27 protein-coding genes are annotated in these 24,758 nt (G+C 44.7%); 4 read left to right on the top strand and 23 right to left on the bottom strand.

Annotation, left to right across the window (positions count from 1 at the left end; translation table 11 throughout):
- Positions 1 to 191 precede the first annotated feature (191 nt).
- The 14 genes from ACXACN_RS17120 to acpS all read right to left on the bottom strand — a co-directional run bounded on the left by ACXACN_RS17120 (position 192) and on the right by acpS (position 10,578).
- Complete coding sequence (locus ACXACN_RS17120; RefSeq protein WP_474966054.1) at positions 192 to 767, bottom strand: PP2C family serine/threonine-protein phosphatase; 576 nt, start codon at positions 765 to 767, stop codon at positions 192 to 194.
- Positions 768 to 787: 20 nt separating this feature from the next.
- Positions 788 to 1,567: an RNA polymerase sigma factor SigB gene (sigB, locus tag ACXACN_RS17115; protein WP_474966053.1), complete on the bottom strand. Its 780-nt coding sequence runs from the start codon at positions 1,565 to 1,567 to the stop codon at positions 788 to 790.
- The gene (rsbW, locus tag ACXACN_RS17110) at positions 1,539 to 2,015 is read right to left on the bottom strand and encodes an anti-sigma B factor RsbW (protein WP_474966052.1); all 477 of its coding nucleotides are present in this window, start codon (positions 2,013 to 2,015) and stop codon (positions 1,539 to 1,541) included. Before rsbW ends, sigB begins: the two co-directional genes overlap by 29 nt.
- A gap of 2 nt (positions 2,016 to 2,017) precedes the next feature.
- Positions 2,018 to 2,347: an STAS domain-containing protein gene (locus ACXACN_RS17105; protein WP_474966050.1), complete on the bottom strand. Its 330-nt coding sequence runs from the start codon at positions 2,345 to 2,347 to the stop codon at positions 2,018 to 2,020.
- Positions 2,348 to 2,412: 65 nt separating this feature from the next.
- The gene (locus tag ACXACN_RS17100) at positions 2,413 to 3,423 is read right to left on the bottom strand and encodes a SpoIIE family protein phosphatase (protein WP_474966049.1); all 1,011 of its coding nucleotides are present in this window, start codon (positions 3,421 to 3,423) and stop codon (positions 2,413 to 2,415) included.
- 15 nt (positions 3,424 to 3,438) lie between these two features.
- Positions 3,439 to 3,840 (bottom strand): anti-sigma regulatory factor, encoded by a 402-nt coding sequence (locus tag ACXACN_RS17095; protein ID WP_474966047.1) that lies wholly within the window; start codon positions 3,838 to 3,840, stop codon positions 3,439 to 3,441.
- A gap of 2 nt (positions 3,841 to 3,842) precedes the next feature.
- The gene (locus tag ACXACN_RS17090) at positions 3,843 to 4,199 is read right to left on the bottom strand and encodes an STAS domain-containing protein (protein WP_089654561.1); all 357 of its coding nucleotides are present in this window, start codon (positions 4,197 to 4,199) and stop codon (positions 3,843 to 3,845) included.
- Between the two features lie 4 nt (positions 4,200 to 4,203).
- A complete protein-coding gene (locus ACXACN_RS17085; protein WP_474966046.1) occupies positions 4,204 to 5,073 on the bottom strand; it encodes an RsbT co-antagonist protein RsbRA in 870 nt (289 codons plus the stop codon).
- 313 nt (positions 5,074 to 5,386) lie between these two features.
- Positions 5,387 to 5,737, bottom strand: coding sequence for a type II toxin-antitoxin system PemK/MazF family toxin (locus tag ACXACN_RS17080; protein WP_035511328.1), 351 nt, complete (start codon positions 5,735 to 5,737; stop codon positions 5,387 to 5,389).
- A gap of 5 nt (positions 5,738 to 5,742) precedes the next feature.
- Positions 5,743 to 6,024 (bottom strand): CopG family ribbon-helix-helix protein, encoded by a 282-nt coding sequence (locus tag ACXACN_RS17075; protein ID WP_027956786.1) that lies wholly within the window; start codon positions 6,022 to 6,024, stop codon positions 5,743 to 5,745.
- Positions 6,025 to 6,186: 162 nt separating this feature from the next.
- Complete coding sequence (gene alr / locus ACXACN_RS17070) at positions 6,187 to 7,347, bottom strand: alanine racemase (RefSeq protein WP_474966045.1); 1,161 nt, start codon at positions 7,345 to 7,347, stop codon at positions 6,187 to 6,189.
- A gap of 222 nt (positions 7,348 to 7,569) precedes the next feature.
- Positions 7,570 to 8,592, bottom strand: a complete 1,023-nt coding sequence (locus ACXACN_RS17065) for a LolA family protein (protein WP_474966043.1) — start codon at positions 8,590 to 8,592, stop codon at positions 7,570 to 7,572.
- A gap of 53 nt (positions 8,593 to 8,645) precedes the next feature.
- Positions 8,646 to 10,145 (bottom strand): NAD(P)H-hydrate dehydratase, encoded by a 1,500-nt coding sequence (locus ACXACN_RS17060; RefSeq protein WP_474966042.1) that lies wholly within the window; start codon positions 10,143 to 10,145, stop codon positions 8,646 to 8,648.
- A 73-nt stretch (positions 10,146 to 10,218) separates the two neighbouring features.
- Positions 10,219 to 10,578 (bottom strand): holo-ACP synthase, encoded by a 360-nt coding sequence (gene acpS / locus ACXACN_RS17055; RefSeq protein WP_474966041.1) that lies wholly within the window; start codon positions 10,576 to 10,578, stop codon positions 10,219 to 10,221.
- A gap of 228 nt (positions 10,579 to 10,806) precedes the next feature.
- Between acpS and ACXACN_RS17050 the strand changes: the two genes are divergently transcribed.
- On the top strand, positions 10,807 to 11,574 hold the full coding sequence (locus ACXACN_RS17050) for a rhomboid family intramembrane serine protease (RefSeq protein WP_474966039.1): 768 nt from the start codon (positions 10,807 to 10,809) through the stop codon (positions 11,572 to 11,574).
- 241 nt (positions 11,575 to 11,815) lie between these two features.
- Here ACXACN_RS17050 and cshA read toward each other — a convergent pair whose 3' ends face one another.
- Positions 11,816 to 13,294, bottom strand: a complete 1,479-nt coding sequence (gene cshA, locus ACXACN_RS17045) for a degradosome RNA helicase CshA (RefSeq protein ID WP_474966038.1) — start codon at positions 13,292 to 13,294, stop codon at positions 11,816 to 11,818.
- A 218-nt stretch (positions 13,295 to 13,512) separates the two neighbouring features.
- On the opposite strand from cshA, the gene ACXACN_RS17040 reads away from it, so the two are divergent.
- Positions 13,513 to 14,427: a DMT family transporter gene (locus tag ACXACN_RS17040; RefSeq protein ID WP_474966036.1), complete on the top strand. Its 915-nt coding sequence runs from the start codon at positions 13,513 to 13,515 to the stop codon at positions 14,425 to 14,427.
- 78 nt (positions 14,428 to 14,505) lie between these two features.
- On the top strand, positions 14,506 to 15,363 hold the full coding sequence (locus ACXACN_RS17035) for a DegV family protein (protein ID WP_474966035.1): 858 nt from the start codon (positions 14,506 to 14,508) through the stop codon (positions 15,361 to 15,363).
- Between the two features lie 34 nt (positions 15,364 to 15,397).
- Here ACXACN_RS17035 and ACXACN_RS17030 read toward each other — a convergent pair whose 3' ends face one another.
- The 4 genes from ACXACN_RS17030 to ACXACN_RS17015 all read right to left on the bottom strand — a co-directional run bounded on the left by ACXACN_RS17030 (position 15,398) and on the right by ACXACN_RS17015 (position 18,403).
- The gene (locus ACXACN_RS17030; protein ID WP_474966033.1) at positions 15,398 to 16,672 is read right to left on the bottom strand and encodes an MFS transporter; all 1,275 of its coding nucleotides are present in this window, start codon (positions 16,670 to 16,672) and stop codon (positions 15,398 to 15,400) included.
- A 14-nt stretch (positions 16,673 to 16,686) separates the two neighbouring features.
- Complete coding sequence (locus ACXACN_RS17025) at positions 16,687 to 17,379, bottom strand: alpha/beta hydrolase (protein ID WP_474966031.1); 693 nt, start codon at positions 17,377 to 17,379, stop codon at positions 16,687 to 16,689.
- Positions 17,380 to 17,588: 209 nt separating this feature from the next.
- Positions 17,589 to 17,984: a YppG family protein gene (locus ACXACN_RS17020; RefSeq protein WP_474966030.1), complete on the bottom strand. Its 396-nt coding sequence runs from the start codon at positions 17,982 to 17,984 to the stop codon at positions 17,589 to 17,591.
- A gap of 137 nt (positions 17,985 to 18,121) precedes the next feature.
- Complete coding sequence (locus ACXACN_RS17015; RefSeq protein ID WP_474966028.1) at positions 18,122 to 18,403, bottom strand: glutaredoxin family protein; 282 nt, start codon at positions 18,401 to 18,403, stop codon at positions 18,122 to 18,124.
- A gap of 296 nt (positions 18,404 to 18,699) precedes the next feature.
- Between ACXACN_RS17015 and ACXACN_RS17010 the strand changes: the two genes are divergently transcribed.
- The gene (locus ACXACN_RS17010) at positions 18,700 to 19,797 is read left to right on the top strand and encodes an SDR family oxidoreductase (RefSeq protein ID WP_474966027.1); all 1,098 of its coding nucleotides are present in this window, start codon (positions 18,700 to 18,702) and stop codon (positions 19,795 to 19,797) included.
- An 85-nt stretch (positions 19,798 to 19,882) separates the two neighbouring features.
- On the opposite strand, the gene abc-f is transcribed toward ACXACN_RS17010, so the two are convergent.
- The 4 genes from abc-f to ACXACN_RS16990 form a co-directional block, all read right to left on the bottom strand.
- On the bottom strand, positions 19,883 to 21,739 hold the full coding sequence (gene abc-f, locus ACXACN_RS17005; protein WP_474966025.1) for a ribosomal protection-like ABC-F family protein: 1,857 nt from the start codon (positions 21,737 to 21,739) through the stop codon (positions 19,883 to 19,885).
- Positions 21,740 to 22,013: 274 nt separating this feature from the next.
- Positions 22,014 to 22,478 carry a MarR family winged helix-turn-helix transcriptional regulator gene (locus ACXACN_RS17000; RefSeq protein ID WP_474966900.1) on the bottom strand — a complete coding sequence of 155 codons (465 nt, stop codon included), beginning with the start codon at positions 22,476 to 22,478 and terminating at the stop codon, positions 22,014 to 22,016.
- A gap of 94 nt (positions 22,479 to 22,572) precedes the next feature.
- The gene (locus ACXACN_RS16995) at positions 22,573 to 23,496 is read right to left on the bottom strand and encodes a YegS/Rv2252/BmrU family lipid kinase (RefSeq protein WP_474966024.1); all 924 of its coding nucleotides are present in this window, start codon (positions 23,494 to 23,496) and stop codon (positions 22,573 to 22,575) included.
- Positions 23,497 to 23,527: 31 nt separating this feature from the next.
- Positions 23,528 to 24,607, bottom strand: coding sequence for a hypothetical protein (locus tag ACXACN_RS16990; protein WP_474966022.1), 1,080 nt, complete (start codon positions 24,605 to 24,607; stop codon positions 23,528 to 23,530).
- Positions 24,608 to 24,758: the final 151 nt, after the last annotated feature.

The following is a 24,758-nucleotide window of genomic DNA, read 5'->3' as shown; positions in this document are numbered from 1 at the left end:
AGGACGCAATCCGAGGAGGCTCACCGCGCTCCCGCGGAAAGCGAGTCATTCCCCGAAGCCCCCATCCACTCAACAAAAGTCTCGAAATCAAGTCTTCCACAATCCTGCCATTTACTTTAATAAAATAAGACGATCGTTCAGACAAAAACAATAAAACCCTTCATTCTACCTGTTGGTTTGAATGAAGGGTTTTAATTATAAGCTATAGCAATCAGTGTAATATCGTCATCACGTGATTGACCGTATAATTCTTTATAGTGTTGAGTAATTTGCTCAACGTCTTTGGAATGAGTAAACTTTGAAGACAGACGACGGTCATTGACTCCGTCTGAAAACATAAGAAACACCATCCCTTTCTGCACAGTCCCACGAGAGATTCTGAGCCTTCGTGGATATCCTGATAGGTAACCAGCAAGTGGAATGTTTCGATTGCGTTTTCCATCAGGATCCACGGTGATGACTCCGATGTTACCAATCGATGAATAAGAGTAGGTAAGAGCTTTAAAATCTATCTTTAAAATCCCGAGAACAACTCCTCGTTTCCCTACCAACACTTCATTGCATTTTTTTACAAGGGCTTCTAATGTTAGATCAGGATGTTCCTCTATCACTTCCATAACCGCCTTGGATGATTCGCGGGCCATTTCGCCACTTCCGAGACCGTCGGCAAGCGCACAAAGGAATGAATCCTCTGTTTCCTTATAGAAATAGCTATCTCCGCAATAATAATTCCCTTTTTTGGCTTTTTGGAAAATTGATAAGTCCACCCGTTTATTCTCCTTTTCCACTAGAATACCTCGACAGACTCAGACTGCAAGGCTTCTCTCAGCTTCCTCAATGCTCTCCTCTGCAAACGGGATACGTGCATTTGGGAAATTCCCAATCGTTCACCTGTATCTTTTTGACTCATATTTTCAAAGTACGTGCATTGCAGGATTTCCTGTTCACGTTCGCTGAGAATCGGCAGAATCTTCTCTAGAAGCATTCTCTGATCAATGTTGGAATAGCCGTCTTCCTGGTTTCCAATTAAATCAAGAATAGTGACGGTACTTCCATCAGAATCTGCTTCAATTTTACGGTCAACAGAAAGAGCTTTGTAACTTTTGCCCATTTCCATCGTCTCCAGAACATCTTCTTCCGATACTTCTAACTCATCCGCGATTTCTTTAACGGATGGAGAGCGCTGCAGTGTATTCGTCAGCTCTTCCGATACTTTCTTGATTTTAGGCCCAAGCTCTTTAATTCTACGAGGGACGTGGACGCTCCATGTTTTGTCACGAATGAAGCGTTTGATTTCCCCAATGATCGTAGGAATGGCAAACGACTCAAAAGACTTTCCGAATTCGGCATCATACCTTCTGATAGCCGCTAACAATCCAAGCATGCCGACTTGAACCAAGTCTTCATGGATGGTGCTGTTTTTTGAGTATTTACGAGCAATGGATTCTACAAGATCCTTATATACGAGAACGACCTTCTCCTGAATCTCTTCATCTCTTGGATTTTCTTGTAGATGGGCGATCCATTCATATACTTCTTCATTGTGGTGTTGTGATTTGGTCGCCATCTTGACCCACCCCGGTTTCATGGAGATATTTTGTCATAAGGACAATGACTCCATATTTGCTATTGATTTCAACTTTGTCCATCAGAGCGTCAATGAGAAACAGGCCAAAGCCTCCTTCACGCAGTTCTTCAATATCATCATCCTGCTTGTAAGGACCGATATCCTCCTTGATCTCACCAAGGTTAAAGCTTCCACCGTGGTCAGCAACCATGACTTCAAGTCTGTCCTGATAAACACCGAAACCGATGGTGATTTCACCCTCCCCTGTTTCTTTGTAGGCATGTTTTACACCATTGGTAATGGCCTCTGAAATGGCTACTTTCAAATCTTCAATATCTTCATAAGTGAATCCCATCCGGTTGGCAATCCCTGATATGCTCAGGCGCACAACACCAATGTATTCCGCTTTGGCAGGTATCTTCACTTCAACAAAATCAAATGGTTCCATGTTTACATTCCACCTTGCACTGTAGACTCGATGTTCATGATTTCAGTCAATCCCGTAATCTTGAAGAGACGGTAAACACGGTCCTGCATATGGACAAGGCGCATCTTCGATTCATGCTCCTTCGTCGATTTCAATGCACTAATGAATACACCAAGACCTGTGGAATCCATGTAATTCACATCTTGAAAATCCACTTCTACCACCTGGCCTTTTTCTTTCGTCAACGGCAGCAATGTATCCTTTAATTTGGGTGCTGTGAATGCGTCCACCTCTCCGGTAAGAACGACATTTGAAACCCCTTCATTGTTCGTAACATCTATAGATAAATTCATCATAATCCCTCCCAATGTTTCCTAAAAAAACGCGTTACATGATCTGTACCCTTCATGATCATTCATTAAACGTTTCTTCGTAAAATAATCAGTGTGAAATCATCTCTCAGCTGGAAGTCCTGCAGACGCTCAAAATGTTTATACACTTGATCCACAATTCCCTGTGCCGGAAGATGGGAATACTGTTTGATGACATGTAGGATCTCTTCCTGATCGATGAAACGGTCTCCTTGCCTGCATTCGGTTACACCGTCAGTCAGAAGGATAATCATATCTCCCTTTTCTACTTTCTTTTCATACTGCTTATACGTAACCTCAGGGGATACACCCAGGACGAGTCCTGGCACATCGATTTCTTCAAACTCATCACGATCTTTATGATAATAATAACCTGGTTCATGACCGGCTGACGAAAAAGTGAACGTATGCTCGTTCGAATTATACAAGCCATAGAACATTGTAATGAACATGCTGGCATCCACGTTTCGCTCGACTACCCGGTTTAAACTGCCCAGAATGACACTAGGGTCTGTCCGCATACCTGAAAAACTGTCCATCGAATATTTGATCATGGACATACAGAGAGCAGCAGGGACACCTTTACCTATGACATCGGCTACAGCGATCCCAAGGCTGCCTTTCCCGTCATGGACGAAGTGGTGATAGTCTCCATTCATTTGCTTCGCAGGTACGCTCAAAGCCCCGACATCAATATCAGCTAAATCCGGTTTCACTGTCGACAGTAACGTCTTTTGCATATTGGCAGCGACAGAAATTTCCGATTTAAGCTCAAGCTGCTTTTCCCTCAGCGTCTGATACTCCTGATAGGCCAATCCATAAGAGATCATCGTCTCGAGAAGAAAGTTCATCGATGACTGAATATACTCCGGCATATCCGGGTATATCTCTTGTAGCGATTGGATATGAACATTAATGATCTCTTCAGGGGATATGTTCTGCTGCATGGAGTGCTTACTAAACTGTTCCGCTTGATATAGAGCTTGCTCATCCTGGGTTTTTATATACTCTTGCAATAGTTCTTTATAATTTTCTAAATCGAGCTTCAATGTGTCCATCACTTATTACCTCCTCTAACGGAGCCATTTGACGACAGTGATTTCCGTACCTTCTCCTTCTTGAGATACGATATCAAAGTCATCCATTAACCGTTTAACACCCGGCAGCCCTGCTCCGAGCCCTCCTGATGTCGTGAAACCGTCTTCCATAACTTGGCTGATATCTTTGATTCCAGGTCCTTCATCTGAAGCCACAATCCGAATCCCCTTTTTGTTCATATCTTCCAAGGCTTCGAAACAGACTCGTCCTGTTCCTGCATATAAATAAATGTTCCGTGCCAGTTCGGAAATGGCCGTGGCAATCCTTGCTTGATCGACAGTCCCGAAGCCGATCTTTCTGGATATATCTCGCCCAAGTTGCCTGGCTCCGACGATGTCCCACTCCTTCTTAATATTGACACAGGATTGAAAGTCCATAATCACTCCTCCAATTCCTGGCGAAGTTTGATCAATCCTTGTTCTAGATCTAACGCTGTCGGGACATCTTGCATGTGTATACCTAGGTCAATAAGAGTCATAGCGACTGCCGGCTGGATTCCCGTCAAAACAACTTTGGCCCCCATCAAATCCGACATCGTGACAACGTCTCCCAGTACTTTAGCAATGAAAGAATCGATAATATCAACGGATGTCAAATCAATGACGACACCTGTCGCTCCGCTCTCATGAATTTTGCTCAGAAGATCTTCCTGGAACTGAATGGCCGTTTGGTCATCCAAGTCGATTTGTATGGAAATGAGTAAATAGTTATGAAGCTTTAAAATAGGTATCCTCATGTTTTCACTCCCTATCTAGTGAATCAATTAGTTTTTCGATGTCTGCGTCATTGTTCTGGGTCTCTTCAATACGACGATTTGTTAATTCTAATGCTGTTTGGAACCCTTTCCGCAATGAACTCTTCGTAGGGAACTTCCCTAAATCGATTCCGAGGTTCACAATCGTCTGAGCAATTTCCGGACGGATTCCTACTAAAATGCACCGAGAACCGATCAGTCGCACAGCCTCAGCCGCCTGGATAATGTGGTGGGCAACCATCGTATCAACGACCGGAACACCTGTAATATCAATCAAAACAACTTCAGCGTTATGTTTGATCACTCCGTCCAACAGGTTTTCCATGATTAATTTTGCCCTCTCCGTGTCGATGGTTCCGATCAGAGGCATGATCGTGATATTTTCCATCACAGGAATCAAAGGTGCAGAAAGCTCTTGAAGAGCCACTCTTTGCAAGGAAACGATGTGCTCCCAGCTTCCTGAATATTCGTTGACAAGACGGTTGATAATCGGGTCGACCCATCCATCTACCCTTCGAAGGACTTCCGAAAAGTAGTCCGAGTCGATTTTTTCCGATTGTTTCAGGATGAAATCTGTTACGACCCGGCGAAAGACTTGCATCCCATCCGTCAAATAACTCAACGGCCACCCGAGATTAATCAAGCGTTCAGAGAAATCATCCAAATCAGAAGATAACCCCTGCTTCTCAATACTGGAAAAGATCACGTTGACAAATTCACGGTTTGTACTTTCGAACATCTCATCAGAAATCGTCGATGTATAATCATTCTTCTTATGGGTGTTGACTTCCTCTAACCACATTTTAACAATGTCATCACTGTGCTCTACTACTACATTTTTCAAACGTTCATCCATTATCTAAACCTCCGCCTCATAACCCTCTATTGTTCGTCCTTATGCTATTTGAATATAATGTTATCAGAAAAAGACTTTCTTTCACACCTTTTACCCCCTTGCGATCTTCAGGGCAGTATCCACGTCGCTTACACATGAGTATCCTTCCCAAACCCTTCGCAAAATTACAAGTCTATCCTATAAAAATCCGCAAATAAAAAAACACGCCAACAACGATTCCCTCTCTACTTCCATTATAAACTACAAAACCAAAAAAAAATAAAGTTACCCTTGAAAGGGAAACTTTATTTTTCATCCACGACGTGATTTCCGATTAAAAGTCGATCAAACCGAGGCTGATCTGCAAGGCTTTATTCACCTGCTGCATCATCGGTTCGTCAAGTTGAGTAATCTTATCGGTCAAACGCTGCTTGTCAATCGTTCTGATTTGTTCCAGTAGGATCACAGAATTTCGTTCGAACCCGTATTTTTCTGCATTAATTTCGACATGTGTTGGAAGTTTGGCTTTTTGTATTTGCGCTGTAATCGCGGCTACGATCACGGTAGGGCTAAAACGATTACCAATATCATTTTGAAGGACGAGTACAGGACGAACCCCGCCTTGTTCAGATCCCACAACTGGGGACAAATCAGCGAAATAAACGTCACCTCGTTTGACTATCACTGGCTTCACACCCCGCTCACTAGTTGCTCCAGGGTGTGTTCGGCCTCCTCTTCAGCTTGAAACGCTTCTGAAGCGATATTTAAATTGATTTTCGCCATTTCCATGTAGCCTCTACGCATGGATTCTCTAATATGTCGCTGTTTCTTCTCACGCAAATACATTTTCGTTGCTTGACACATGAAATCGCTCCGATCACTGTTATCGAGTTGAATGAAGCCATCCACTTCATTGAGTAGGTTATCCGGAATCCGGATGACAATCTCCTGCATGCTATCGGACAAAACCATACACCTCCACCATCTTCTCTCAAAAGAAACCAGTCAATTAGTCCACTCTAATCTTATCAAACGGGAGTGTCCATTGCAAAGGAGTGTTGGGATTTTTTCGTGAATTATGAAAGCTTTTATCCTTGCATCGGGAGAATTGTCCGGAAACAGGAGGAAGTTTCCTCACAACAAGGAGTTTCTCACTTCTACCGTTCTCCCATCTACTTGAAAAACTCTCGGCACCCTTTGGCTGATCATACAGGGAATCTCATAATTGATTGTTTCGAGATGCTCTGCTGTTTCATCGGCTGAAATCTCTTGATCCCCTTGTTTACCAATTAAGGTAACCTTTGTCCCTATAGGATATTCCTGATCCAGCCGAATCATGAATTGATCCATGCAAATTCTTCCGACAATAGGCTGACGCTTGCCGTCGACGAGCACTTCTGCTCCTTGAAGCTTTCGGATCCATCCATCCGCATAACCAAGCGGAATCGTGCCGATCCATTCTTCTTTTTCCGATGTGTACGTAGCCCCGTAACTGACGGATTCTCCGGGCTCAATTTTTTTCACATGAACCAACCGGCTCGACAAAGAAAAGGCAGGCTTTAAATCAATCGGCCGTTCTTTCTTGACGTGAGGGGAAGGGTAAAGTCCATACATACTGATGCCGAAACGGACAAAATGATCCATCCGCTCCGGGACCCTCATACTTGTCGCACTGTTACTCGTATGAATTTCGACATCTTCTGCCCAATTCCTCTTAAAATGAGAAAACATTTCGTCCCAGCGCTCTTGTTGTTTATTAAAGTAATCAAATTCATCCTCATCCGCTGTGGCAAAATGTGTGAACAAAGCTTTCAAATGAATCTCAGGGGTCTCAGCAAGAATAGTTAGGACATCTTCTAATTCCGACACGGTTCTTACACCGATGCGCCCCATTCCCGTATCGATCTTCACATGCAGTTTCAAAGGATTCGAACTCAAGAGACCCGAAGCTTTCTGCAGCCACTCTGTTTGAAAAGCCGTTAAAGCAATGTTGTTCTCCGCAGCGACTGGAGCATCCTCCGGGCGCGTCCAGCCCATGACGAGGACCGGGGCGTCAATTCCTGCCCTTCTCAGTTTCAATGCTTCATCCAGGAGTGCGACAGCAAGACTCTTCGCCCCCGCTTTCAAGGCAGCTTTCGCAACTTGCACATCCCCATGTCCATAGGCATCCGCTTTGACCACCGCACAAATGTCTGTCTCTTTTCCCAACCGTTGTTTCAATTGCTGTATATTATACTCAATTGCAGTCAAATCAATCTCTGCGATTGAATCTCGATAATACGTATCCCTTGCCACTATAACCGCTCCTCTCTCTGTATCTATTTATTATTGAATGAGAAGAAGTCGGTGTCAAATATCGTTGAAAAAGCAGGGATATTGCTTTGTTTTTATTTGTGGACTCTTAAGAAAGCAAGGACTCCTGGGAGCCTGAGGATTGGAGCTTGAGGTACATCTTCCTCATCAGATTGATGGAAGAGCAAAAAATAAAGCAGACCGTTAAGCCTGCTCCTTCCATTGTTATTTGACCATCGCAGCTGTGTTGATTGAGCTTGCGACAGCAATCATTTCATCTTGCGTCAGTTCATTGCTCGCCAGCTGGTAGGTCGTTCCATTATGGTTCCATTCCAGGCGGTTGTGTTCGAAGGCTGCAAAAACGCCATCCCAAAGCTGGACAGGATCACCGTTCACCTGAACCGAGTATTGAGCACTGGCTGCTTGAACTTCCGCTTTTTCCTGGACCAATGTGAAGTCTTTATCCCCCGCATAGGTCATAATGAATCGTTTTCCTTCTTCTGTTTTCACTTCACGCTCGTCTGCAAGTTCAGCACCGAACGTCTCTTGTGGATAAAGGACCTCCTCGAGCTCTTCCCCTTCCATGTTGGCAACAGGGGCTTCTGTCGGAGCCATGGCCATATTCTTATCAACATCAAAGTCTTCCTTCTTCATGGAATCATCCTTCGAGAAGTTTGCGAATTGGACTTCCACGAGAGCATTCATGTCCTGATCGAACACTTTCACCATTACAGGGTGGTACGTTTTCTTATCAAAATAAATCTCCTGGAACGGCAGGGTTTTGTTATTTTGATAGTTTGTCTTCGTCTTGAACACAAAGTAGTTTTCGGAAGCATTGAACTCTGCATCCGGATCGGCTTTAATGTCATTCAACAGCGAAGCATAAAGGTAAGGCTGACTGGTGTTTTGAGGCCACTCACTTTGGAACTTGAAGCTCTTGTTCAAGGCAGGCGTCAAGACATACACACCGCTGTCATTCTTTAATATGATCTGGCTTCCTTTTTCATCCTGATCATTTTGGAGCTTCACGCGGTAAAAATCATCTTTTTTATGCCAGACTTGAATGTTGTATTTCTGCTCTTCCTTTCCTGTACGCATCTTCATATTCGCTTCGGTCTTATAACCAGCCATCTCTTCCGACTGTTTTTCGAGCTTTTTGACGACATCTTCTTTCGACTGTGAGCCACAAGCTGTCAAAGCACCTAAGACGAACAAGCTGAACAACAGGATCAGAAAACGTCTTTGCATAAGACTCAACTCCTTTGTCTCTACTTAAGGACAAAGGGAACGTATGATATGGATCAAGAAGAAAATGTACGGAACGTCCGGGATAAACCTTCAATAACGTCAGAGGCGAGTAGGTCAACCTTCGAATGTCCGTCCTGCACGAGTAGATCAGCCGTCGATCCATGGAGGATGCAGCCATTGCTTAAGGCATCCATCACCGATTCTGTCTGCATCATCATGCTGAGCAGAATACCTGAAAGAACATCACCGCTTCCACCTTTAGCGAGGCCTGCATTGCCAGAGGTGTCTACCCGCTGTTCACCATCAGGACCCGTAATAATCGTGGAAGGTCCTTTGAGAACGAGGTACACGCCGTGCTTTTCAGCAAACTCTTTGGAATAGAAAAAAGGAGAATTCAAAATCTCATGGATAGAAAGACCCGTCAAGTGGGCGAACTCACCAGGGTGGGGCGTTAAAACGGTTGGAGCTTTCCTCTTTTCCAACTCCTGGAGAACACCTTTGATAAGGTACAGACCGTCGGCATCCACCAGTAATGGGGTTTCTTTTTCCTGAACCAACCGCTCCAGGACCGTTTCCTTCATAGAGGCGTGGCCCATTCCCATACCGACAGCAATGCCATCATATCCTTCTAGATCAGGAACTTGTCCTTCTTCTTCCTCTTCCACAAAAGTCGCTTCCTGCACAAACGGAGAAATCGACGGAATCGCTGCAGGGTCCGTGGATATCGCAATCAGTCCCGCACCGCTCCGCAGAGCTGCTCTTGCTGTCATAGCGACAGAACCGGGCATCAAGCGGGATCCACCGATGACCAACCCTTTTCCGTGCGATCCTTTATGCGAATGAGCATCCCGATCAGGCAAGGTCCTTTTGACATCAGACGCATCCCAAACCTTTCTTTTGTGCTCCGGAAATTGTTTGAGAGGGAGTCCGATCTCAACGACCGACCATTCACCATAGTATGGCTGTGTGTGTTGCAAAAAGGCACTCTGCTTCGGCGCTTCGATGATCGAAGTGTAATGAGCTTGAAACGCTTCAAATACGTCTTCTCCTTCATCGGCCGGCACACCAGAAGGGAGATCGACCGCAAGCCTTAAGATTGACTCCTCATTGCAGAGACGGACAATATCCGAGTAGGGCTCTTTCAGCCGCCCTTTCACACCGATCCCTAACATGGCGTCGATGCATACGTCTGCTCGACATAGAGAAGTATTCAAGTCTTCCGAACTCTTCAATAGTTTGTACGGGTGACCAGAAGCTTGGAATATCCTCTTGTGTGCTTCTGCATCTCCAGTGATCTTTGCGTCCGGAACGACTTGCCAAGCCTCCACATCGTATCCAAGGTTCAACAACGTCCTGGCAATGACGAATCCATCACCGCCATTATTGCCAGCCCCTATCAGGACGACAATCGCATGCTCTTTTTGAATGTGGCGGAGCAAGTCATACGTAACCGCTCTCCCAGCATTCTCCATGAGCATCTTCCCATCTAGTCCAGCAGCTTCCATGGCCACTCGATCCCGTTCGTACATTTCTTGTGCGGTAACAATATCCAATTCGTTCCCTCCTACCCGCATTACAATGTTATGAGACAACCTATGTAATTATGTCTGCCCTCCTATTCCCTCACTAGCACTCTTCCAAAACTACTTGAGCAATTGCATGTTCTGAACTATGACTGATGGATACCCACACATGGTAGTGGTCATAACCGTCCGCCCTCATCATCGGGGCGCCTGTCGTTTCATCTGATAGAATTTCGACGTCATGGAAACCAAGTGTTCCGATTCCCGTACCTGTGGCTTTGGCAAAAGCTTCTTTTGCTGCAAACCGCCCAGCCAAATATTCCACCTTTCTTTTTTCATTCAACGTATCGTACCGAAGTTGTTCCGCTTCAGTCAGTATTCGTTGAACAAAGCGTTCTCTTCGCTTTATACTTTGTTTAATACGATCCAATTCAATAATATCGACACCGATGCCTTTGATCACGATTCATCTTCCTTTTCATTAACAATCTATGAACAGTATACCCGAATCTTTTCACGGTAAAAAAGAATACGAGGAAGCAGCACAGATTACATTATAATAGGAGTGCCATCCCCCTTAGACACTCCCCCCTCAACCCGGGGTGCAGCATCGTGGATGTAGTGGAATGGGATGAGGGCCTGGATAAGGCTCGCCCCTCCCTTAATCTTGTACGTAAAAAGGAGATTAGTCATGTTTGTACGAACGGAGAGTTTTAAAGAATTTATACGGTTTTATCCGATTGTTTCATTTCTCGTCGGGCTTCATTTCGCCTTATGGCTGTTGATGGATTTTCTTCAGCTTGGTTTTGCGGTGGACTTGAAAGAATGGGGCATCGGGATGAACGCCCTGATTTTGAACGGAGAGTACTGGCGCCTCGTCACTCCTATTTTTTTACACGGCGACTTCACCCACGCCCTGTTCAACTCTTTTTCCCTCGTCCTCTTCGGTCCGGCCCTTGAGCAGATGCTAGGAAAAGGAAAGTTTATCATTATGTATTTATTTGCTGGCATTGCCGGCAACCTCGGCACGTTTATCGTCAATCCTGATGCCTACTATTGGCACCTCGGAGCCTCCGGAGCCATCTTCGGTATTTTTGGCGTTTATCTATTTATGGTCATGAATCGGAAGCACTTGATTGATACAGCTAACTCGCAAATCATCCTCGCCATCTTTGCCATCGGCTTATTCATGACGTTTGCAAGGCCAAACATCAACATTTACGGCCACCTATTCGGGCTGATCGGCGGATTCGCCATTGCACCTGCCATATTGAAAAACGCCCAACGCTTTTCTTTATGGCAAGTCCGCACGCGTCATTCACGTTCGGATAGTGATGAGATCGCTTTTGACCCGAATCGATGGCAGAAAAGAAAATACGGGAGGAAGAACACAGGGAAGTATATTTTCTGGGGCATCATCATCTTCCTTGCCTTGTTTGCACTTGTAAACCGCATGTAACGGCTTCACCCCTTGGGGTGGAGTCTTTTTTATAGCTCGCCTCCTGAAGCCTCATGATCTGCTGGCTGTTCCCGAAGTCACCGATAAAAGTGGTGAAGTCACTGATAAATAGTCAAAACCAACCGATAACTGCTGAAAACTCACCGATAAAATTCCGAACGACCACATAAAAGAATAATCTCCTTTGGAAGCAAAAAAAGTCAGCCCTCATACCGAGGACTGACTTTTTCAATAGCCTTATTTAGCTACGGCCTTTGCTTTGGTAACTGCCGCGCTTGCTTCCGCCTTTGCCGCTGAAGTTGCGGTTGCGGGATTTGTTTTTGTTGTTGAAGTTGCGCTTGCCGCCTCCGCCTTTGCGGTAGCCGCCTTTTTTCTTACTCTTGTCACGCTGGGCGTTTTTCACGCTAATTGGTTGAACTGAAGACAAACGAACAGGTACTTCACTGCGTTCTTTTGTCATCATTTTCAGTGCAGCTGCAACAAGGTCTGTAGACTCATACTGTTCAAGCAGTTCGTTAGCTGCCTGCTTGTAGTTATTCAAGTCGTTGTTTGCGACCGTTTCTGCCAGCTTCTCAACCGCTACTTTTTGCTGACCGCGTGCTGCTTCTTCAGAAGATGGAACTTTCAAGCGCTCCACTTTCTTCTTCGTGATCTTCTCAATCAAATGAAGCTGATCTTTTTCACGTGGCGTCACAAAGGAAATGGACTTCCCTTTACGGCCGGCACGTCCTGTACGACCGATACGGTGAACATAGCTTTCTGGATCCTGCGGAATATCAAAGTTGTACACGTGAGATACATCGGAAATGTCCAATCCACGTGCCGCAACGTCTGTTGCAACAAGGATCTCGATGCGCCCGCGTTTGAACTTGTTCAACGTGGACATACGCTTCCCTTGCGTCAAGTCACCATGGATACCTTCCGCACTGAAACCGCGTGCTTGAAGCCCGTCAGCTACTTCATCAACACGACGCTTCGTACGACCGAAAACGATCGCTAGTGCAGGGTCGTGGATATCAAGAAGACGTGTCAGTGTATCGAATTTGTGCTTCTCAGGAATTTCTACGAAGAACTGCTCGATGTTTTCCACCGTCATTTCTTTCGCTTTCACTTTTACTTCTTCCGGGTTGTTCATCAATGTCGTTGCAATGTCGCGGATTTCTTTCGGCATCGTTGCAGAGAAAAGAAGCGTTTGGCGCTCTTCCGGCAATGCTTTCAAGATATCGCGGATATCATCGATGAAGCCCATGTTTAGCATTTCATCCGCTTCATCAAGTACGGCAGTGTGAACTTCTTCCAACTTGATCGTTTTACGACGGATGTGATCCAGCAAACGTCCTGGTGTTGCTACGACGATGTGGTTGTTTTTCAGGGCACGGATTTGGCGCTCCATGTTGGATCCACCATAGATCGGCAGGACACGAATGCCTTTTCCTTTACCTAGACGGTTAAGCTCCTCTGCTACTTGAATAGCCAGTTCCCTTGTCGGGGCGATGACAAGTCCTTGAACGGCTTTCACTTGCTTGTTGATTTTTTCGAGCATTGGAATACCGAATGCAGCCGTTTTTCCCGTACCTGTCTGAGCTTGACCAATGACATCTTTCCCTTCTAGTCCTAGAGGGATCGTTTGTTCTTGTATTGGTGTTGTTTCCTCAAAACCCATTACGTCTAATGATTTTAGGATAGGTTTTGATAATCCTAGTGATTGAAATGTTGTCACAGTAATTTCATACTCCTTTATTGTTAAATCTTCTACCTATATACATGTAAAAAAAGCCTTCTGCCACAGGAAACGGGAGAGGCTTCTCTGGTATCTGCCTGATAGATTCATTCATCATAACACATATAACATAGTTAATTCTACACATTTCGGCTATGCTTTTCAATCGTAATAATGATAAAATGAGGAAAAACTGACGATACCAGAGGAGGGCTCACTTGGAAAAGCCTCCAGTTCAACCATATATTATTTTGTTTATTGGCGTCCTTTCCATTTCCACTTCCGCGATTTTCGTCAAACTCGCAGGAGATGCACCGGCTGCGATCATCGCTTTTTACCGTCTTGTCATTGCGGTCGGAATTATGGCTCCTTATGTATTATGGAAACATTTCGATGAAATAAAACAAACAAATAAGAAAGATTGGATACTCGCGATATTCTCAGGTGTTTTCCTCGCCTTCCACTTTATATTGTGGTTTGAGTCCTTGGATTATACGACTGTCGCAAGTTCCGTTGTCCTGGTTTCCCTCCAGCCGGTCTTTGCCTTTATGGGAACTTACCTCTTTTTTAAAGAGCGCTTCACAATCGGAGCCATTCTGAGCCTTGTCATTACATTGACAGGAAGTGTCATCATCGGATGGGGTGACTTGCAGATCAGCGGTATGGCTTTATTTGGTGACGTGCTGGCCATGTTTGGTGCTATCACCGTTACTGGTTACTTCCTGCTTGGTCAGAACCTACGTAAACGGCAGTCCATCATGACTTATACGTTCATTGCGTACGGAATGGCAGCGGTCACACTACTCCTTTATAACCTGGCACTCGGCTATTCGTTTACCGGTTACAGTGGAAATCAGTGGCTTATTTTCTTAGGTCTCGCGATCATCCCGACGTTCTTCGGCCATACCCTGTTCAACTGGACATTGAAATGGATAAGCACCTCAACAATCTCCATGGCTGTACTCGTCGAACCGATTGGGGCTTCGATTTTAGCCTATTGGATTTTAGATGAATGGATCACATGGACACAGTGGCTCGGAGGATCGATTGTGATTTTCGGTCTGATGATGTTTATATTGAGCACGATGAAAAAGGTGAAACCGAAATTCACTCATGAAACAGACCCTCGATAGACCGATAAGTTTGATATAATACGGAATAAGTATGGGGCTTCCCAAAAGTACGATGAATTTAAGAGAGCAGGTGAAGAAATGACGATACAACTGATTATAGATGGAGGCGGCGATCTGCCTCATGGAATGATGGAGGAACATAAGATCCATTATGTACCGCTAAACTTACACTTCGGAGACGAACATTTTAAAACAGGTGAAACGATTGATCTGCCTACGTTTTACGAAAAATTAAGACAGTCCGAGGAACTCCCTCGTTCTTCTTCTCCAAGCCCGAACGATTTTTACGAAAAATACAAACAAATCGACGCAGGCGATGAAATTCTTGTGCTTGCCCTTACCCAAGGTTTGAGCAGCACATATGAGAGTGCTGTCATGGGCAAAGACATGCTCCTTGAGGAAGAACCCGATCGTAAAATTGCTGTTCTTAATACGAAGACAGCCTCTTGCGGCATTGCATTGCTCGTGAATGAAGCGACGGCTCGCATGGATGAAGGCTACAATTTCGAGCAGCTCGTTTCCCATATGGAAGAACGAATTGAGAAGACAACGACGCTTTTCATTTTGAAGACGTTGGAAAATGTCATTAAAGGCGGACGACTGGATAAGGTCAAAGGAGCCCTTGCTAAGACGCTGAATATCAAGCTCCTTATGAAAGCAAGCGATGAGGAAGGCGCAGTGGAAGTGACGGAGAAAGTACGGGGAAACAAAAAATCTTTACGCCGCTTCGTTGAACAAATCGGAGAGTATGCTTCGAATCTGGAAGACCGCGTGATCGCCATGTCCCATTGCAACGATGAGGACAGAGGGATCAAAGTATTGGATCAAATCAAAGAACGTTATAATTTTAAAGATTCTCTTTTCATGGAGACCGGCCCACTCATCTCCACCTATGCAGGAGAAGGCGGGCTCGTCATCGCTTTCTTTAAAGATTAAAAGACGTCAGAGGATGCTTCCCTCTGACGTTTTTTCATGCATGGTAATCCTCATATTTCGGTTGGGGTGACAATAAGGCAAGGATACCTGCTGTCACCGGGAACAGAATCGTCAGCAATAGGACTTCCTGATACCCTCCCAGCCAGTCGAAAAATAAACCGAACGGTAATGGACCAAGTGCTGAACCGACGACCATGACCGTTTGCGCAAGTCCCTTGATGCTGCCGAGATGCTCCCGCCCGAAATAATTCGGCCAGACAATATTCAATACGATCCTTTCAAAGCCATTCACAAAGCCCCAGAATACGCCGAAGGCAACCGCCATCCACCATGAATTCGTAAACAAAAGGATGAGCAATGTGAAGATATGGCCAAAGAACGTAATAGCCAAAATATAGTGCACTTTGAAGCGATCGACCAGGTAACCACTCACGAAAGTAACCGGAAATCCGATCACGGCCATCAATGTGAGGACCATCGCAGCTACCCCTGTATCAAGCCCTCTCAAATCCATAATCGATACAATGTGAAAGGTGACCGCCGTGTTTACGAGCGCAGGGACGATGACACAAAACAATATGAACCAAAAAGCTCTCGTTGCCATCGCCTCTTTCAACGTCCAACTCTTTTCATTGACGTCAACATTCGGGTTATTCAGCTCTTCTCCTTTAACCGGTTTTGGTGTACCATCAGGCACTTCCCCGATCTGCTCCGGTTTGTTACGCACAAAGAAAAACGCCAAAGGGACAAAGAGAATCAGCAGGGCGCCTCCCCAAATCCCCCATGTCATCCTCCAGCCGAAAGATTCGATCAGCCATGTATTCAGCGGCGGCAGCAACGCGGAACTGGCGAATCCACCAATCGCCATGATGCTGAGAGCTCTCCCTCTCCTTCTAATAAACCACTGCGGCACAAGCGTATTCGGGATCAATGTCATGGACCCCTGCCCGAACAAACGAATCATAAAAAAGCCTAAAAACATCATGATCGGCCCGAGTAAAAAAGCATTCCAAAACAAAGCTAAAGCTAAACATGAACCTACGGCTACCATCATGGCCCTCTGCCCAAAACGGTCGATCAGGCGGCCCATCATAAACAAGGTGATGCCCGCTCCCAATGTCGCGGCTGAATAAATACCAGAAACCACCGAACGAGAATACCCAAAATCTTCTATGTAGTAATCAATAAAAATAGAGATTGAATAGGTTTGGCCTGGTCCTGAAAAGAACACACCTAAACCTGCAATCATCACAACAACCCATCCATAATAAAAAGGCGTCTGGATGGGTTGTCCACGATTATTTTTCATTATTTCCCTTCCCCCTAAGGTTGACTTACAAAGTCCATCACTTTGTCAAACAATTCCTCACTGTCATCCCCATGACAAATCAAGTGCTTCGACTTCTTCAAGAACAGGACCTCTTTTTCTTCAGAAGGAATTTCTTCTTCCAAATACAAAGCCGCTTTCCTAGGCACCATCCCATCCAGCTCTCCCTGGATGATGAGCACCGGACAGCGGACCTGTTGCAAATAAGGCCTAGTGAATTGTACACATTTCATAAATTCGAACGTAGAAAAAAGATAGGTATCCTGCATCTTTTTCTGGTACCTGAGAAAAAGTTCATTATCCGCAAGGACTCCATTCCACGCATCCGCAACCATGCCAAGAATATCCTTATACATTTGCGGTAGACTGACATACTTGCCTGCTGCTGATAAAAGAACCAAACGATCCAGATGATACTTGGCGGTCAAATAAGCAGCAATCATTCCGCCCATCGAAAAACCGATGATATAAATCGTATCGTGTTTCTTCATTAGATCCAGCAAAGCGAGCTCTGCCGCTGCAATCCATTCTTGATAATAGTGCCCTTCAAGGTCCAAGTCCTCCCCGTGCCCCGGAAGCGTTGGGTTGGCGATTTCCCAATCCGTCCGATTTTCCAAAAAGTCGACGAGGGGTTGGACTTCATCCGGGCTTCCTGTGTACCCGTGAATACATAAACACCCAATACTCATGTTCCTAAGCCTCCAACCGATCCTTATATTTCGTTATGCGAAACATTATAGCACAACCATTTTCCATCTTTTACCCTCTTACCGCCTGAAATTGCATGTCAAATAGACTGGGTTCTCATCTTAGTTGAGGTGAAGCATCGACACCTCCATTCCAAGGATGTAAATGATGGTTACTAAAGAAAATGCGCGCTAAATAAATAGCGCGCGGCTTACTTGATGCCTTTAACGAATGTACCGATCCCTTTTACAATTGGACTGACATCCTTCACGGTCTTTACGACCTGACCGGTGGTTGACATCATCTTATCAAAATCGAGCTGGCCGTCTTCTTTTTGAAAATAACTCATCACACCTTTGGACATCTGACCAACGTTGACTGAAGAGTTCGGATTCCCGCTCTCAGTATAACCTGTATAATCGTAACTATTCATATTCACATATGGATTTTGATAACCATACATGGCTTGATTATACGGGGCGTAACCCCAGGAGTTCCCCTGGTTATTCGGCAATTGCTGATAGTTCATCTGCTGATTGTAAGGAAGACTGGTCGGATACCGATACCAGTTGTTATTGTAATAATAGTAAGGATTATATGGGTACATGAATGTTCCACCTTTAACGTATGATACTTCAGCCTATGAAAAAGCACACGAAAAAGTGAAACGAAAGCGAATGACTTCTTGCGTTTTGAAGCTTTTGGACAAAAAAAACAAGTGATGATCATCACTTGTCGAAACCATTAGGAAAAGTTCATGGAGTCAGACCTCACATACGGAGGATTTTCTTTTATTCTCAGCTTCTGTTTCATTTTACGTTCCTGATAACCGAGTATTTTTTCTCCATCTATAAATACAGCGGGTGTACCATAAATGTTGTTGCTTTGCAGTTCTCTGAAATGGTCACGGTTCCTGGATACATTCCGCTCTTCATATTCAATTTCCCAATCTTCCAATGTTCCGAGTACTTTCTCACAATAGTGACAGTTCCGACTGGTGTACACGATCACTTCCGGGTTACCCAAAGCTCCCCCTCCTTGTAACTATTCCAATTCTATCTAGAATTTTTATACCCGTTTCCAAGGCAGCTAAACCTATTTCCTCATTAAAATCCGCTCATTTTTTGTCATGGTTTTGTTGTTTTCTTGTTGCACCTTTTACATTTAACTCTTTTGAATAGAGTGTCAGGGCGATGATCCAGGACGAACCTTCCCCGCATTCTTATCCCTGTACGCCGACGAATAAATGAATAGGAAAAAGAAGGAAGTCCGTCTGTTCTTCACGAAAAAAGAAGGATACCAATCAGGGAGGCGAAATGGACATGTCCAACACGTATTTGTTTACTGGTTTCCCGGGATATCTAGCTTCAGCGTTGATCAAAAATCTTTTTCAAAGCAGGAAGTCCTTAGAGAAAATCTACCTTCTTCACCTTCCTTCTATGGAAAAACAAGCGAAAAAGCAAATCGAGGGATGGCAAAAGGAAAAGGATGTGAATACAGAAAAAATCGAACTCGTACAAGGAGACATTACACAAGCCGGATTAGGGCTAGAGTCTTCAACGTCCACCCAACTCCTACAAGAAGTGACCCATGTTTTCCATCTTGCCGCCCTTTATGATTTGGCCGTCCCTCTCCTACCTGCATGGAAAGTAAATGTACAAGGGACGAGAGAGGTGAATCGTTGGCTTTCCAGATGTCTGCATTTGGAACGTTACATTTATTTCAGCACGGCCTATGTTTCAGGAAAACGGGAAGGGGTCGTGTACGAAACGGAACTTTCTCATGGACATGGCTTTAAGAATCATTATGAATACACGAAGCACGAAGCCGAAAAACTCGTTCACCGGATGTGTAAAGATATTCCGACAACCATCATTCGTCCCGGAATCGTGGTCGGCCATACCCGATCAGGTGCGACAGCCAAATTCGATGGACCCTATTTCATCTTGAATTTAGTAGAGGCTTTAAGGAGTTTACCCGTACTTCCCTATTTTGGAAAGGGGAAAGCGCGCGTCAACCTTGTCCCCCAGGATTATGTCATTGAAGCGACAAACTACCTGGCTCATCACCCAGAAAGCAGCGGAAAGACCTATCACCTTACAGACCCCAATCCTTACACAGCTAAAGAAATCTACGAGCAGCTTAGTTATGTCTATACGGACAAGTACCCTCGTTTATCTTTACCGCTCGGTCTTGCCAACCAATCATTGAAGATCCGTCCTTTACGGAAAGTGTTAGGCATTCAAAGAGAAGCTCTTGATTACTTTCTCTGTAGTGCAGACTATGACAATCGACAGACAGAAATGGACTTGGCTGGATCAGACCTCTTTTGTGCGGACTTTTTCTCCTATACCGACGCTCTCGTCGACTATTACCGTGAGAAAAAAGACGACCCAACTAAACATGTTTCCATTCTATAAGATTGTTGTTTCATATATTTACAAAACCGAAAACGGGCAGGAAACCTCTAAGTTTCCTGCCCGTTTTCTATCATGATACCGCTGATCACTGCGCTTCCATCCAATTTTCATAAAGAGTTTCCAAGTCTTTTTCCAACTCGTCTTTGTGATGTTGAAGTTTCATTAACTCATGAACATCGTCTCTGCTTAGCATCTGCTGATCAATGGTTGTGATCTCTTGCTCCAGACGAGCAATTTCATTTTCCCAATCGACTTTCGGTTCTTCCTTCACAGGCGGCCTTTCTTTTTTCTCCCGTTTGACCGCCCGCTCTTCTTCCCGCGCCTCTAAAAGGGAATGCCAATGTTTCTTCGTCTCTTCATACGTACCGATATACCGATGAAGTTTTCCATCCACTAGAAAAGCGGTGTGGGTGAAACATTGATCAAGGAAATGGCGGTCGTGGGAAACTCCGATAACAGTTCCTTTAAATTGATTGAGCGCTTCTTCAAGAACTTCCTGCGACTCGACATCGAGGTGATTGGTCGGTTCATCGAGAATGAGCACTTGAATATCCTGGTGCATGAAGATCGCGAGCTTCAAACGCATCTGTTCCCCACCGCTCAGGTGGCGGATCTTACGAAAGACGTCATATCCATAAAACATAAATCCCGCAAGCTTGTGACGCGCATCCCCTTCCGTCACCCGGATGTGGTCCCTGAAGTGGTCAATCATCCGCTGGTCTCGATCGGCTTCCTGTAGTGGATTTTGAGGAAGATAGCCCACTTTGATCGAAGGCGCCCGCTTGATTGTCCCCGAACTTGGTGTCTCTTTCTCTAATAACAACTTCAAAAGTGTTGATTTACCACTACCGTTAGCTCCAACAATGGCAATCCGGTCCTGATAGCGAACGTGAAGGTCGACATCGTTCAAAATCGTTTCGCTGCCATACTGCTTCTTCAGCGCTTCAACAGTGAAAACGTCTTTCCCCGTCCGTCCATCCACTTCAAGGGAAAGGTCCATTTTCTTCGGATCGATCAAGGGCCGATCGATTTTCTCCATTCGATCTAACGCTTTTTCCATGCTTTTTGCTTTTTTGAACAGTTTAGGGTTCGGAGGATTGGCTTCATTCGCCCACTGCCTCAACCGCCGGATTGCTTCTTTCATCTTTTTAATTTTCTTCTGCTGTTCTTCATATTGATGAAATTCAGCCAGTAGTTTTTCTTCTTTTTGTTTTTCAAAAGCGGTGTAGTTGCCTTTGTACGAATCAATTTCTCCGGATTCCAAATCCATAATGTCTGTAACGATATGATCAAGAAATGCGCGGTCATGAGAGATGATACAAATGGTTCCCTCGTAGTCCTGCAAGTACGCTTCCAGCCATTCGATCGCCTGTAGGTCTAAATGGTTAGTCGGTTCATCAAGCAATAGGACGTCAGGGTCTTCTAACAATAACTTAGCAAGGCCTAGTTTCGTTTTTTCTCCCCCGCTCAAACTGGAAAATGGCTGATCAAGCAGGTGATTGATCTTCAACCCGTTCGCCACTTGTTTGATGGAGGCATCCATTTCGTAGCCACCTCGCTGAGTGAACCGCTCCTGGATTTCCCCATAAGCAGCAATGGCTCTCTCCATTTTTTCAGGGTCTGTCATATCCTTTTCCAGTTCTTTCATCCGTTCAGCTAAAGAAACGAGTTCCGTAAAGGCAAGCTGCAAGTACTCTCTCCCCGTGTCTGTCCAAACCGTTGGAATCTGTTTCAAATAACCGATCGTCGCTCCCTTTTGAATAAAGAGATCGCCACCATCCAACGGTTCCTCTTTTGTCATGATTCTGAAAAGGGTGGATTTCCCGCTGCCATTTCGCCCGACTAATCCAACACGTTGATACGGCTTAATTTCCATATCTAAAGATTCGAACAATACTTCTCCACCAATAATTTTATATACATTCTTTAATGTCATGATCATTGCCAATTCCTCCTAAAGACTTTTTGAAAACACAAAAAAAGCCAGAGGTCCCGTTACCTCTGACTTTATCTGTGCATAATCAGGTATGAGACGCTACATTTCTTCACTATTCAGAACCCATTTTGGACATACGTGTCCCGTTGGCAGCTGAATCGTGAATAATCGCACGGCGTACATAGTTGATTTGGTAGTCAAGCACGTGCATCTGTAACATCTTCATACCCTCCTTTGTCTTTAGAATTACTCCCATTATATCCGATCGTCAGAAAATTGGCTACTCGTTTTTAGAATCTGCAGATTTCCCAAGTTTCTTCAATAATTCGATGGCATCGTTCTTCTCTTCATCTGTCAGACCATCCATGATGGACTCAATTTCTTTCCAATGATCAGGGAATATGCCATTCAACAGATCCCGTCCTTTATCCGTAATGGATGCATAAGTAATACGTCGGTCGTTTGGACATGGGACGCGTTTCAAATATTCCTTTTTCTCAAGCTTGTCCACCACATAGGTGATACTTCCGCTCGCGAGCAGAATTTTCTCCCCGATCTTCTGAAGTGGCTGATCTCCTTGATGATACAGAAGCTCAAGCACTCCGAATTCAGTCGGGTTCAACTCATATCGTTGGATATCGTCCTTGACTAAATCTGCGATGGTGCGCTGAGCTTTTGTCAATACGACAAACAGCTTCAACGAAGGATCTTGTTTCTTCTTGCGGTACAGTTCTTGTTCGTTCATCACGTTCGCCCATCCTTTACAAAAGATAAAGATAGTATAAGTTTAACAAATTCTAACTGTCAAACCACCCCTTTTCCGCAAATTCACGGTACCCTTAAGGGTTGACCATGTTTCGCAGGGCGTTCGGTCCTCCACTTAAGAAGGTGAAATGACCCGGAAGCACTTCCAATTTCTCCGGTGTCTTCCCTTTAATTTCCCCATCCATATCTACATTTTGTTTTAATTCAACATCGATGTTTATCCTCTCCCCTTGATAATGGAAGAGCTCTTGAAATTCGTCCTTATCGGTCTGCGGCCGCCCCATTGTCATAAGTTCTCTGAATAAGGTCAGGTTGGAATTTTTCACAATCAGGACGTCAAACTTCCCATCTTGTAAGTCAATAGAAGGGACGGGGAGTCGTCTTGTCCCTAAGAATTGGCCATTCATGACAAGGATCATCACCGCCTCTCCATCAACCTCCTCGCCGTCGACGGTCAGTTTGAAACGAAAAGGTGTGGCTTGATTCATCGTTTTCAATGCACTCATGAAATAACTGAGTACACCGAACCGGTTCTTTTGGTTTTCGTCAATGTTCGAAGACGTTTGCGTCACAAGTCCGATGCCCCAGAAGTTAATGAAGTAGTCGTCTTCTGTCTTTCCTGCATCAACAGAAACCTCTTCCCCTTCAATGATGGAGGCAGCCGCTTGATTGAGACGCTGAGGTGTATCCATCACACGACTGAAGTCGTTGCATGTTCCTCCAGGCAGCACACCAATCACCGGACGCTTTTCCATCGGCGCAAGACAGTTAATGACTTCATGCACCGTCCCATCCCCCCCAAAGATGAAAAAGACTTCAACCTTGGGGCCGTAATGCCTGCAGTTTTCATACAAATCTTCTAAGGATACGGTTTGGATGACCCTTAACTCCTTCACCTCTTTACTCAACACGGGCAATACTTGTGAAAGAGCCGTCTCTATCTCCGCTTCGTTCTTTTTTCCGTTATATATAAAGATTCCACTTTGATAACGAGGCATAGAATCCCTTCCTTCCTCTTATCATAATTGACTAAATGTCTTCCTTTGAAACCATACGTGCTTCATTTAATGCTTGTAAAAACCTCTCCGGCTCATCGACGGTCACGAATATTTTCTTCACTTCACGTTTTAGACCGAATACACGGGTTCCCTCCACCGAATCGCTCAACCGAAGCTCAAACTGCGGGGCCACTTTTTCAAGTCCTGAAAGCATCATATGGAAAGAATGATTATCTTCTGGTAGGGTCTCTCTATCATACCTGCGAATTTCCATCACTTTTTCTAATGGGACCGTCATGTGAAAACGAAGTCCTTTTTGAAAATGAAGGGAGTCATTTTGAATCACGACAGGACTCTTACGAATCGCCTGGTAGTCGGCTATTAAAAAAGCGAGGGCATAAAAATCAAGGATGGTCGCAACCCAGGCAATTGTGTGACTGTACTGCATGAGCATCACATGAACAGCAATGATTTCGATGAGCATGGCGTGGACGAGCATGAGAAAAACACCGAAGTACTCACTATTTCTATGGTAGCTGAAGGTTTGACCACCCCCAGGGACCTTATCGAGGTGCGGGAAAAAAGTGTAACGAATGACGGAAGCATCTGTGGAGATCAGTCCGATGAGACGCTCCAATTTGGGATATCCCATAAAGGTTTTTTGATTCGCTGAGGAAATTCTAGAAAGTAAGTGAGGCAAGGTATGGAACGATTGCTTGAAGTTATTTCTCCACACTTTTAGTTTTTTTACAAACAGCATGAAGAGGAAAAGTTCTAAGAGGATGAAACCTGCTTCAACGAGGATAATGGAAACATTCATGAATTGCAGGTGTTCTTTCGCATAGGTTGGTACAATCCAGTGGACGAAACCTGCCCCTAGAAGCCAGAGAGGAGCAAGCAATGACAGGGTCGGTTTTCTCCGAAGGACAAATAAGAAAAGGACGACCGGGAGCACAATCATGACATCAAAGACAGTCGCCCACACAAGAAGCGGCGGCACTGGACCTGTACCTTCTAATTTTTGAATGAAGAAGTTTGAAATAAGTAAGGCGCCAATGAAAAGCATGCCTCCGTAGAACGATTTCGGATGCTTTTTTATTGTTTCGACCATAACGATATCTCCCCCACCTTATTCTTTTTCCTTTATTTTACTATAGCGCAGCAGACATGATTTAGATTTGGTGGTGAAAATTCTGTCTCATTAAAAAATGTTCACCGGTCTGCCATATCTGCCCCAAAGCTAAGCACTTTTGTTTACTTCT

The sequence above is a fragment of the Halobacillus sp. AWM4_238 genome (assembly GCF_056158265.1).
This window is presented reverse-complemented; position numbering and strand designations above follow the sequence as displayed.